At 57.9% G+C, this 11,381-nt stretch carries 9 protein-coding genes and 1 pseudogene; 6 read left to right on the top strand and 4 right to left on the bottom strand.

Annotated features, from left to right (window positions below; translation table 11 throughout):
• Positions 1 to 2: 2 nt before the first annotated feature.
• Positions 3 to 1,127, bottom strand: a complete 1,125-nt coding sequence (gene holA, locus ACILSE_RS10550; protein ID WP_395717353.1) for a DNA polymerase III subunit delta — start codon at positions 1,125 to 1,127, stop codon at positions 3 to 5.
• 106 nt (positions 1,128 to 1,233) lie between these two features.
• On the opposite strand from holA, the gene ACILSE_RS10555 reads away from it, so the two are divergent.
• Positions 1,234 to 1,815: a tetratricopeptide repeat protein gene (locus tag ACILSE_RS10555; RefSeq protein WP_395717354.1), complete on the top strand. Its 582-nt coding sequence runs from the start codon at positions 1,234 to 1,236 to the stop codon at positions 1,813 to 1,815.
• A 26-nt stretch (positions 1,816 to 1,841) separates the two neighbouring features.
• Here the strand turns inward: ACILSE_RS10555 and pdhA are convergent, their stop codons facing one another.
• Complete coding sequence (pdhA, locus tag ACILSE_RS10560; RefSeq protein WP_395717355.1) at positions 1,842 to 2,927, bottom strand: pyruvate dehydrogenase (acetyl-transferring) E1 component subunit alpha; 1,086 nt, start codon at positions 2,925 to 2,927, stop codon at positions 1,842 to 1,844.
• 343 nt (positions 2,928 to 3,270) lie between these two features.
• On the opposite strand from pdhA, the gene ACILSE_RS10565 reads away from it, so the two are divergent.
• The 5 genes and pseudogenes from ACILSE_RS10565 to ACILSE_RS10585 all read left to right on the top strand — a co-directional run.
• Positions 3,271 to 5,271, top strand: coding sequence for a tRNA uridine-5-carboxymethylaminomethyl modification enzyme MnmG/GidA (locus ACILSE_RS10565; RefSeq protein ID WP_395717356.1), 2,001 nt, complete (start codon positions 3,271 to 3,273; stop codon positions 5,269 to 5,271).
• 77 nt (positions 5,272 to 5,348) lie between these two features.
• Positions 5,349 to 6,095, top strand: coding sequence for a DUF2971 domain-containing protein (locus ACILSE_RS10570; protein ID WP_395717357.1), 747 nt, complete (start codon positions 5,349 to 5,351; stop codon positions 6,093 to 6,095).
• 523 nt (positions 6,096 to 6,618) lie between these two features.
• Positions 6,619 to 7,332 carry a hypothetical protein gene (locus tag ACILSE_RS10575; protein WP_395717358.1) on the top strand — a complete coding sequence of 238 codons (714 nt, stop codon included), beginning with the start codon at positions 6,619 to 6,621 and terminating at the stop codon, positions 7,330 to 7,332.
• A 148-nt stretch (positions 7,333 to 7,480) separates the two neighbouring features.
• A complete protein-coding gene (locus ACILSE_RS10580; protein WP_395717359.1) occupies positions 7,481 to 8,773 on the top strand; it encodes a formylglycine-generating enzyme family protein in 1,293 nt (430 codons plus the stop codon).
• Between the two features lie 76 nt (positions 8,774 to 8,849).
• Positions 8,850 to 9,776 (top strand): annotated as a pseudogene (locus tag ACILSE_RS10585) (ParA family protein); the annotation flags it as partial.
• Between the two features lie 82 nt (positions 9,777 to 9,858).
• Here the strand turns inward: ACILSE_RS10585 and ACILSE_RS10590 are convergent.
• Together ACILSE_RS10590 and ACILSE_RS10595 are read right to left on the bottom strand one after the other, a co-directional pair.
• On the bottom strand, positions 9,859 to 10,356 hold the full coding sequence (locus ACILSE_RS10590; RefSeq protein ID WP_395717360.1) for a hypothetical protein: 498 nt from the start codon (positions 10,354 to 10,356) through the stop codon (positions 9,859 to 9,861).
• 359 nt (positions 10,357 to 10,715) lie between these two features.
• On the bottom strand, positions 10,716 to 11,381 hold a 666-nt coding region (locus tag ACILSE_RS10595; RefSeq protein ID WP_395717361.1), incomplete at its 5' end, for a transposase.

Consider the following 11,381-nt stretch of genomic DNA (forward strand, 5'->3'; position numbering starts at 1 on the left):
GATCAGCGTGAAGGACGCGCCAGCATGCCCACGAGAAGACGTTCGAGCACAAGCTTGGGATCAAGCGAGGAGGTGACGAGCTTCACGTTCGCGGCGAGGCAGGCCTTGTAGGCGGCGTGGAGTTCTTCGAGGGTGAAGTTACCGGTTTCCGGCAGTGCGAGGAACAGCGGATAGGCATTGAAGCCGGTGCCGTCTTTTTTGCGCGGCAGATGACCGGTCGCGGTGGAGGTCAGGCCTTCGAGCGAGGTGCAGAAGCCTTGGTAGTTGAATTTGTTCAGTTTGTAGCGGGAACCGAGATCTTTGATGAGCAGCAGGCTGCGCACACGCGGGACAATCGCCGCAAGCAGCAGGCCGATGGCGTTTTGTCCCTGATACATGAGCGTGCCGAGCAGTTCGAGGGCGCGAGGAAGGTCGCGTTTGCCGATGGCATTGCCGAGATCCCACAACACTCCGGCGCGGCTCATGGAGACGAGGCCTTGCACTGTCTTCAATCCGGCACGGCGGCGTTCGCCAAGATAGAGGTCGATCTTTTCGAGCTCGTTTTCCATCTGCCGTGTGTCGTCGCCGGCCATCTGCACGAGGAGCTCGAGCGCGCCGCTTTCAAAGGTGATGCCCATTGCTTTCACTTTGCGGGAAGCGTCAGCCAGCACGGCGACCTCCCAGCCGGCACGAGAGGTATCGGGTTTGTCGAAGACCTCGATGTTGGCGATCTTCGAGATGCGCTTGTAGGAACTGCGGCGTTTGTCGATCGTCGTGGCGCTGATGACGAAGCGCACATCGCTGCCGAGTCCGCCTTCGACGACATCGAGGATGCGCTCGAATCCGTTCACGGCGTCCTGCCCGCGTCCGGGGCCGGAATCGCCGAGGAAGTTCGCATTCTTCAGCCACACCACCTTCGTGCCGCCGAAGAATGGCAGCGTTTGCAGCGCCATGCACACGTTCGAGCAGATGTTTCCAGCGTGCTCAGCATTGTCAGCCGTGCCGTCGATGATGTCGTTGCCAAAGTCGCCCGCGTCCGGCGGCGTGAGGCTGCGCACGAGCATGAGCGCGGCTTCCTTCACACGCGCTTCATCGCTGCCGATGAGCACATTCACCTGGCTGGCAGTGATTTTCTTGGGCGGCGGCATGATTCACCGATGGAGCAGGATGCGCGTGGCATCAAGCCTCGCTGCGGGAGCGGTCTTGACATGGCGCGTGCGATTTGATGAAATCACCGCAAATCCAAACCAACCTATGAAAACACATTTGATGGGGATGAAGGTTTCTGTTTCCACGGCCGCATTTTTTGCGGCCTTTGTTTTGTTCGCGGCTCCCGTTCATGCGGAGGATCTGAACGCGGTGTATCAGCAAGGACGCGCGGCGTTTTACCAAGGTGACTTTGACAAGGCACAGCAGCTTCTCGCACGAGTGGCGGCGGCGAATCCCAAGCATCCGGACACGCTCCGCATGCTGGCCTACATTCGCGCGAACCACAAACCGGCGGAGAACACGCTGAAGAATCAATACGCGGCTGTGATCTTGCCGAAGGTCGAGATGAGTGAGGTCTCGCTCACCGAGGCGATCGAAGGACTGCGCACGCTTTCCAAAAACGCGAGCGGCGGCAAGGTGGTGCCGAATGTGATCATCAAAGGCGAGGAGGTCGGCCAGCGGAAGTTGACTCTCGCGCTGAGCAACATCCCGCTGTCCGAGGCGCTGAATTACGTCACTCAACTCACCGGCACGAAGGCCACCTACGACAAGCACGCGGTCATCTTGTCTGCCACGGCGGACACTTCGACCTCCACAGCCGAAATAGCTCCAAAAGACTCAAAATGAGATGATTAGAGCCGATTCGGTCGCAATCAATCGTTGAAGAAGTGGCGTCCGGTCTGTCCGGCCTCGGTCTTGTTGTCCACTTCCCAATAGACGTCTTCGAAGATGGTCTCCGGCTCCGGGTAGGGGCTGGATTTGGCGAACTCAGCCGACTCCTCGGCTTCTTTCTGCGCCTCTTTGTCGATCTTCTTCAGGTCGTCCTCGGTGGCGACGCCTTCGTTGATCAGGTTCCGCTTCCACACCTGGATGGGGTCGTGGTCGTTTTGGAACTTCTCGACCTCTTCCTTGGTACGGTATTTGAACTTGTTCGCGTCGGCCACGGAATGGCCTTCCCAGCGGTAGGTGGCGATTTCGAGGATGCTCGGCTTCGATTCGTTGTGCGCACGCTCGATGGCTTTGCCCACGCCGGCACGCACTTCATAGACGTCCTCGCCGTTGAACTGCTCCCAGGCCATACCGTAGCCTTCGGCACGCTTGGCGAGGTAGTCCACATAAGCGGAGGAGCGCTTCTGGCTGGTGCCCATCGAGTAGCCGTTGTTTTCGATCACATAAATGACCGGCAGATCCCAGAGCTCGGCGAGATTGAGCGACTCATGGAAGGCACCCTGGTTCACCGCGCCGTCACCAAGGAAGCACAGGGCCGCGCCCTTGATGCCGCGGTATTTCAAACCGTAGGCGAGGCCGAGGCCGAGCGGGGTCTGGCCGGCGACGATGCCGTGACCGCCCCAATAGTTCTTCTCCGGCGCGAAGTAGTGCATCGAGCCGCCCTTGCCGCGGGAGCAACCGCTGGCCTTGCCGAAGAGCTCGGCCATGCACTCGTTCATGCCCATGCCGACCGCCAAAGCGTGGCCGTGATCGCGGTAAGCGGTGATGACGTGATCGTTCGGGCCCATCACAGAAACGGTGCCGACGGCAACCGATTCCTGGCCGATGTAAAGGTGGAGGAAGCCGCCCATGCGACCCGCTTGGTAGTGCTGGAGCGACACCTGCTCAAAGCGACGGATGCGCACCATCTGGCGGTAAAGGTTCACTTTGTCAGCCGCCGTCAGCTTCTGATTGATCGGAGCCGAAGCGTGTGCGGCGAGGGAGGCGGAGGATGCTTTCGTCTTGGCCATGAGGGGAGCGCGATACTAGCGGGAAGGGTGCCAAAGGCAAGCGCGATGAGGGGCCCGCAGTGAGGCGGGAATGACGAATTCAGAATGCCGAATGAAACCTGATGCCCGAATCACCGCTTCACTGCGTGCGGGCTTCGCATTTCGACATTCGGCATTCTGGTTTCGTCATTTTCCACCCCCACGTTCCACATGGAACAATCGCCGCATCGGTGCTATCCTCCCCTTCCCGGCCCGACCTCCGACGTCTCACCCCTCACTGCGCATTGAATCGAGGACGAGTTCGAGTAGGAGGACGAGGACGATCCGCCGCCCCGTCTCCCAGTCCCTTCTTCTCCCTGTCTCCATGTCTCTGTACACCTTCCCGAAGCACTACGACGTCATCGTTTGCGGAGCCGGTCACGCCGGGGTCGAGGCCGCCATGGCCGCCGCACGTCTCGGCTGCCGCACCGCCATTCTCACCCAGAACCTCGACACCATCTCGCAGATGTCGTGCAACCCCGCCATCGGCGGTCTGGCCAAAGGGCATGTCGTCCGGGAGATCGACGCCCTCGGAGGCGTCATGGGCCGGAACACCGACGCCACCGGCATCCAGTTCCGCCTTTTGAACGCCCGCAAGGGCCCCAGCGTCCAGGCCCCCCGCGCCCAGTGCGACAAGAAGGCCTACCAGTTCCGCATGAAGTGGCTCATCGAGAACCAGCCCAACCTCGACCTCCACCAGGGCAACGCCGCCGAGATCCTCGTCGAAAACGATGCCGTCACCGGCGTGCGCACCTCCCTCGGCATGATCTACCGGGCCAAAGCGGTCGTCATCTCCTCCGGCACCTTCATGCGCGGCCTGCTCCATGTCGGCCAGCAAAACCAGGCCGGCGGTCGTATGGGCGACAGCATCTCCACCCTATCTGACAGCCTCCGCCAGCTCGGCTTCGACGTCCAGCGCTTCAAAACCGGCACCCCCTGCCGCCTTAACAGCCGCAGCATCGACTTCTCCAAGTGCGACCTCCAGCCCGGCGACGAGCCCGCCCCGCGCTTCAGCTACCTCTCCGGCGTCCTTCCCGAGGATGAAGCGGAAGAGGTTAATGGTGAGGAGTTAGGCGTTAAGAGCTCCCTTAACCCATCACCCCTAACTTCTAACTCATCCTCCCCCCTCCCCCCCACGGGACCAAACCAGTTCACCCTGAATCGGTGGCAGCCTGTAACGTTCCACGTGGAACAAATTCCCTGCTGGATCACATACACGACCCCCCAGACGCACGACATCATCCGGGCAAACATCCACAAATCGGCCATGTATTCGGGCAAAATCGAGGGCGTGGGACCCCGCTACTGCCCCTCCGTGGAGGACAAAGTCGTCCGCTTTGCCGAGAAGGAGCGTCACCAGATCTTCCTGGAACCCGAGGGCCGCCACACCCGGGAATTCTACGTCAACGGCGTCTCCACCTCCCTGCCCTTCGAGGTTCAGTATGAATTCATCCGGTCCATCCCCGGCCTCGAAAACGCCGAGATCATCCGCCCCGGCTACGCCGTCGAATACGACTACTGCCCCCCCACCCAGCTCCACCCCACCTTGGAGACCAAACGCGTCTCCGGCCTCTACTTCGCCGGGCAGATCAATGGCACCTCCGGGTATGAAGAAGCCGCCGGCCAGGGCCTCATCGCCGGGGCCAATGCCGCCCTCAAGGTCCAGGGCCGCACCCCCTTCCTCCTCCAGCGCAGCCAGGCCTACCTCGCTGTCATGATCGACGACCTCGTCACGAAAGGCACCACCGAGCCCTACCGCCTCTTCACCTCCCGTGCCGAATACCGTCTCCTCCTCCGCCAGGACAATTGCGACCTCCGTTTGACCCCCCTCGCCGCCCAGATCGGGCTCGTCTCCGATTTCCGCCAAAAGCACACCCAGGCCAAGCTCGACGCCATCCAGGCCGCCAAGACCCTTCTCAACGAGACCCGTCTCGACGGCCTCTCCGCCGAAAAATGGCTCCGCCGGCCCGAAAACACCCCCGACAAGCTCCCCAGCGACCTCTTTGGCCGATTCAGCCCCGAGATCATGAGCCTTGTCGAAAACGACATCAAATACGCCGGCTACATCACCCGGCAGGAGGACATGGTCGCCCGCACCGCCCGGATGGAGGAAAAAATCATCCCCGCCGACTTTGACTACGCCGCCCTCACCGCCCTCAAAACCGAAGCCCGCCACCGCCTCACCGCCGCCAAACCGACTACCCTCGGCCAAGCCGCCCGACTTCAGGGCGTCACCCCGGCGGACATCGCCCTGCTGGGCATCATGCTGAAACGAAGCAGCATGGAGCAAGGCGCAGATGGCATGGAGCCAGAAGCGAAGGGCTAAGAGCGAAGGGCGTAGAGTCCAAGTCGGCTCAATCGGCACGAGACCTTCTCAAATCAACAACCTCAAATCGACGCGATATGGCAGAACCCATTCCAAACCTCCTTTTCAAGTATTTGGGTAAAGAAGGTGGGATCAAAACATTGGAGAACCTCACTCTCATGTTCAGTAATCCGGCCGATCTTAATGACCCGTTTGAGTTTTTGCCAAGGCTCGAGTTGAGTCCTCATTCACGTGACGATGAACGAACCTCCAAAGCCAAGAATCAAGTCCGGGACTATGGCCGAAACTCCTTCATCTTCTGCATGACGAGCAAAGAGCACAATGTTCGAATGTGGGATCATTATGGGGACAAGCATCAAGGATTGATGATCCAATTGGATTTCGGAAAGACTCTGGCCGAACACCGTGGATGGATTCTCCGCGTCCATTACGACTCCGAAGTGCGCTTTGACCCCTTGGATAAGTCGCTAGAGACGGAGGAGAAGCCAAAACGATTCAGGGACATCGTCACGCACAAAGGCGAAGACTGGAAACCTGAGTCAGAATACCGTTGGATTCTTCCAGCTCAAAACTGTTATTCCATGGGCCAAGAGAAGGAACCCGAACAGAAAGGCGAGCTTCGCTTGCTGGATAAGAAGATGAAAGCCTTTCTGCCCATTCCAGCTGCAAGCATCCTGAAAGTCACGGTCGGCTACCACTGCAGCGAGTCCCTCCTGAGTACGGTCCTTCAACTTCGAGCCCGCCACCATGCGCCTTGGCTCGTAGCCAAGGCCAAGCTGAGTCTGGATCGCTTTACGTTTGAAGACGAAATCATTACGGCTTGAGGCTCCACCGCTGCCGACCTTCCTGATGACTTGCCTTTTGAAGTGGCCTCCGAGACATCTCCCCGGTCGCTCATACCGTTTGAACGACTTCCGAGACATCTCCCCGGTCGCTCACGCCGTTTGAATAACTTCCAAGGCGTCTCCCCGGCCGCTCACACCGCTTGAACGACTTCCGAGGCATCTCCCTGGTCGCTCACGCCGTTTGAACGGCTTCCGAGGCATCTCCCCGGTCGCTCACGCCGTTTGAACGACTTCCGAGACATCTCCCCGGCCTGTCTGGAAAAATGGAGCCGCGGGGAGCCAAATTACCGGCAATGGCCGAAAATAGGGTGGATTTCCGTAGTCATCCATAAATAATCCCCATTCCCTAGCCCACAAAAGGATCGACGCAAGCAAGCTGTTTCCTGTAAAAGGCCCCGGACGTTAAGAAAATCCTAAACTGACCAACACCATGGCACGCTGGGGCTTCGCTTTTTTCGACTCGGGCGTGCGCTTTGACTCACCTGACGCACACCCCACCTCCATGAGAACGCTCTCGACCTTCCTCGAAAACCCCTTCGACGATCCGAACATCAGCATGCCGGAACTCGTCGCATTCACCACCGATTGCCTCCAGCGGCTCATCGCCAACAATGCCGGTGGCGAGCTGACCTCCCACATCACCGCCATCACCAGCTCCCTAGGCGTGGTGGAGGACTGCGTCACCCAGGACCAGGGAAAGCTCGGCATCCGTAAAGCCGCGAAGATGGCCAAGGACAACTTCCGCACGGACATCATCCCCACGGAGGTGAAGCGCATCGAGGCCGGCTTCATCGCCGCCTTTGGTGCGGACTCTCCCGTGCTGCTGGAGGCTCTGCCAAACGGCCGCAACATCTTCAACACCTGCCGCGACGACCAGGTGGAGGTACACCTCCTCACCCTGCACACGGCCGCCACCACGCACGCCGCCTCCCTGGCCCCGGCCACCGTCACCCAGGCCACGAACCTCAAAAACAACTGGGCCACGATCTACGCTGCCAGTGAAAGCTCCACCGGCGGCAAGACCACCACCCAGGAGGGCAAAAAGCTCGCCCGTGAGAACCTGCAACTGATGCTCTTCCTCTGTCTCCTCAAGCTCGCCGAAATGTTCCCCCGCCAGCCCGAAAAACTGAGCCTCTACATGATGCAGCACCTCCTGGAGAATCCGTCATCGCCGGAGGATCCGCAGCCTCCTACCCCGCCTCCGCCCGGCCCGTAACCTATTATGATGCATCGTGATAGAGCGACGGACACTTTAACCGTCCCTTTATGCGAGCTCTTGGAAAAAGATGCGAGCGATCTGGGCAGCCGGTTCCACAATCCATTGTGGATTGACCGGCACTCATTCTGCGTTTGTTTCAATTCATATGAGAACTCCCGCGCCCTTCACCTCAACCGTTTTATTATTCGCCGCGCTGTTCTTGTCGTGGGCGGTTCGGGGAGATGATTCCGTCATGCCGCCGGAAGCTCAAAAACGTCTGGATTCGCTGAAGGCCGGATATGAGTCTTATGTGCTTCAGAATGTGACAAAGCCTTTTGATGACGGCTTGAAGGCACTGAATGAAAAAGTGAAGCCAGCCTTGCAACGGGCCAGCGCTGAGGCCGCCCAGCGAAAAGACCTCGACGCCCTCGTCCGCATCAAGGCAGACATCGAAAGAACCAACGCTGGCGGGATGCTCACCGATTCCAGCGATACTCCGCCTGAGCTTCTCAAACACATCTACGCGACTTACAAGCTGGAGCTTGGAAAGCTGGATTCTGCCAAGAAAACTAGCCTCGCCGACGCTAAGCAGCGTTATGACAAAGGACTCACACAGATTCAGGACGAATTGACCACCGCGCAGAAAGTGGAGGGAGCACTTTTGGTGAAGCAGATGCGGGAGAGTTTGGCGGCGGGAACGGACACGCCTCCCACAGCCTCAGCAGCATTACCCATAATCAAGGCTGGCGCTTACACCAACAGCCTTGGCATGAAATTCGTTCCAGTTCCAGGAACAAGCATTCTTATGTGCATCCATGAGACCCGCAGAAGCGACTTCGCCAGCTATGCAAACGCAGTGACGGATGTCAGTCCAAACTGGAAAAATGTGTCCTTTGAAGGCGTGTCGTTTAGCACTGACGAAAACGAGCCTGTGACGATGGTTACATGGGATGAAGCGGCGGAATTTTGTGATTGGTTAACCAAGAAAGATGGCCGCAAGCATCGCCTTCCCACGGATGCTGAATGGAGCGCCGCAATCGGAATAGCGGGCAACGAATCGAAAACGGGAACGCCAGTCGCAAAGCACATGTCTGCCGCAAAGGTTTTCCCATGGGGCGCGATGCAAATACCACCGAACGGGTTCGGAAATTATGCCGATACCGCCTTCAATGCTAAATTTCCAACACACTTCTTCATCAAAGGATATTCCGACGGTTTTGCCACAACTGCACCTGCGATGAAGTTTCAAGCCAACAACTTGGGCATTTACGATCTGGGTGGAAACGTCTGGGAGTGGTGCGCAGATTGGTTCGACGATGCGAAAGAACGGCGCGTCTCGCGTGGCGGATCATGGTATGGATATGAAGCCGACGACATGCTTTCAGGTTTTAGAGGGGCGCTTCCCCCGACTCATCGCCGGGCATATTATGGCTTCCGCTGTGTCGTGGAAACGAATTAACACTTAGCTCAATTCATCTCCTCACTCATTTGGCGCATGATCTCAATCGGCATTTTCCACATGAAGGGGGGGCGTCGGAAAAAGCGCCCTAACAGTATTTCTGGCGGACTTTTTTTCCTCGCTTCATGAACAGCGCGTTCTTGTCGTTGATCTTGATCCGCAGGGAAGCACGTCCAAGGCGTTGATTCCCGAGGCAACGATTGAAAAGGCTTTCAAAGAGGGGTGCTCTGTTATTCCCCTTTTGAATCGTGCACGGAAGGGGGGAGTGCTCAAAGAGCAAGCACTTGGGTGCCTGCTGCATCGCGAGTCAGGAGGAAAGCCGCGCAAAGGTTCCGATCCTCTGGGGTCGCTGTCAGTATTAGCCACCAATCGGGAAGATTGGCGCGAATTCATCGAGGAAATCAACGGCTATGATCGCGCAACGCGCTGTAACTTTCTCGACGTTCTCAAAGACTCGCTCGCGACGCTTTCCGATGAATTCGACATCGCTTTGATCGACTTTCCCGGTTCTGAAATCCAGTTCTGGACAACAATGGGTTTACGAGCCACGGATCGCTGGTTGCTGCCCGAGATTCCCGACTTTTTCAGCATCTCCGACATCGAAAGCGTTGTGGAGATGGTGAGCGAAGCGCAAAAGAACTCTACTCACACCATCCTGCCGCTGGGTACGCTCTTGAGCATCTGCCCAAACAGAAGCAGCGGAACTTACAGCAAAGCAAGGGCTGCGCTTGTGCGCCTGCAAGACTTGAACGCCGTACCACCCCTGTTCAGCAAAGAAGCAGAAGTCTTGCACCGTCCTGAAGCCATGAAGGCGACGGATTGGGGTTCCGAGGCTTCCAAAACACTCGCGGCCCGCTATGGCCCAGCAACAAAGCCATTCCACGTCGGTTTGCGCAAGCTAGCCAAGGAAGTCTTGGAGCGCCTTGGCAAATCATCCGCAAAGGACAAGCTCTCAATCGTCGCCAATATTCGCCGCAAGCTGCGGGACTACTGGCGTGGATAATTCGCCAGCCGTCATTTCCTCCGCCACATTAGCGCACTCACTTCCTAGGCTTGTGCTATCCACAGTGGGACCTAAGTAGCAGTTAAATCTTCGACATCTTCTCCAATTCTGCTGCGTAACGGTCTATTGACGAGATCAGCAGTTTCAGAGCAGCAATCATCTCGGAAGAGACCACATTGTCATTTACTGTCATCAAATGGGATCCGTTTTCGTTGATTCTGAACACAAAAGATTCGCTCAGCTTTTTAGCCTCTACTCGCTTAGTAATGGGCGAGGTCAATTTCTGAATTTTGGCGTTCCGAGCCATTTCTTCGAGTCGAGTTAGCGCGGTGATAATCGTGCTCTTGTAAGAGTCAGATCGGATTGGCACTTCGTACAAAATCGGTATCCGAACACCGCTAGGGTCGGTAGGATCAGGAGGTAAAGAAACCTTGATTATAGGAGAATTGTAGTGTGTTCCGTTCTTCCACAGTTCCAGCCACCATTGCTCTTTACCTGCTTTGTTCTTAACAGCCATGGAGGCATCCGCTGAGAAGCAGGCAGCAGGAAAGAGGGCGAAAATCAGCGACAGCCATTTCATATCTAGCGACATTGATAACTTGGCTTGTAGCACTACGAATATGTTGCTGCAAGTTTGTGGTCTCTGGATTTGGTGTCAACTCATGCGAGTCTCGCGGCCGTCATGCCGAAGAGCGTTTCCGTGTGGCTGTCGCTGGCACGCATTAGAGTGCAGCTAGTGCAGCACGAAGCGGCTTTGGAGGCAGTAAGTGACGAGGGTGACGGCGCTGGATGCCTCAAAACGGCTGGAAATGATTGATGACGAGCTTTTGGCGGGGTTTGGTAGAACACCCGCACTATTGCGCACAAAGCCAGTTTTTAGGCGTTCGGCGCTCCCCTTAAAGTATCTTGAATAAAGTGTCTGTCCCGAATGGCACTCATTTAAGCGGCGGCTCGGTAGCGCTCGCGGTGGGGGATTTCCTTGAACTGGCGGCGCGGTTTGGTGAGCAGTTGGTAGGACTTGGGGCGTCGTTTTTTAGCCCTGGGCTCTTGCCGTCCCGGTCGTAGCGGGTTCTGCACGCTGGCGATGGCTTCAAGCAGCTCCTCATGCCATCGCGCCAGCTTGCGCGGCTGCTCATGACAGGCGGCGGCCTGGGGAAGCCATTGCCGCAGCAGATCCGCAGCGCCTTTGAAGCTGATGCGCCCCAGTTCCTGCTGATGCACGGTGGCGCTCTCCAAGATTAGGGCGCGCAGGGCATTGTAGGCGATGGCGTGCATGAGCAGTTCCTTGTGGATCATGGCCGGTGTTTTGGTGCGCATGACCTCCATGTGCATGGTGGTTTTGATGTCGCGGTAAAACAGCTCGATGCTCCAGCGCCGGTAATACAGCTCGGCGAGCTTGTCGGCCGGGTAGCGCACGGCATCCGTGCAGGTGGTGGCGATCCACAGGCAGCGGGTGCGGAAGCCTTTGCGCTCGATCCTCACGCGCACCACCCGCACTTCGAGCTGCGCGGGCAGCTTGTTCCAGGCGCGCTTCTTCCACGGACTGCCAGCGGGGCGCTGCGTGGGTTTGCTCCAGACTTGCAGGCGGTCGTCGCGACCGAGCTT

This window comes from Prosthecobacter sp. (assembly GCF_044236155.1).
GTDB lineage: Bacteria > Verrucomicrobiota > Verrucomicrobiia > Verrucomicrobiales > Verrucomicrobiaceae > Prosthecobacter.

Excerpts from the sequence above, each read along its gene's own strand:
- holA (WP_395717353.1), bottom strand. The coding sequence starts at position 1,127 with ATGCCGCCGCCCAAGAAAATCACTGCCAGCCAGGTGAATGTGCTCATC.
- ACILSE_RS10555 (WP_395717354.1), top strand. The coding sequence starts at position 1,234 with ATGAAAACACATTTGATGGGGATGAAGGTTTCTGTTTCCACGGCCGCA.
- pdhA (WP_395717355.1), bottom strand. The coding sequence starts at position 2,927 with ATGGCCAAGACGAAAGCATCCTCCGCCTCCCTCGCCGCACACGCTTCG.
- ACILSE_RS10565 (WP_395717356.1), top strand. The coding sequence starts at position 3,271 with ATGTCTCTGTACACCTTCCCGAAGCACTACGACGTCATCGTTTGCGGA.
- ACILSE_RS10570 (WP_395717357.1), top strand. The coding sequence starts at position 5,349 with ATGGCAGAACCCATTCCAAACCTCCTTTTCAAGTATTTGGGTAAAGAA.
- ACILSE_RS10575 (WP_395717358.1), top strand. The coding sequence starts at position 6,619 with ATGAGAACGCTCTCGACCTTCCTCGAAAACCCCTTCGACGATCCGAAC.
- ACILSE_RS10580 (WP_395717359.1), top strand. The coding sequence starts at position 7,481 with ATGAGAACTCCCGCGCCCTTCACCTCAACCGTTTTATTATTCGCCGCG.
- ACILSE_RS10590 (WP_395717360.1), bottom strand. The coding sequence starts at position 10,356 with ATGAAATGGCTGTCGCTGATTTTCGCCCTCTTTCCTGCTGCCTGCTTC.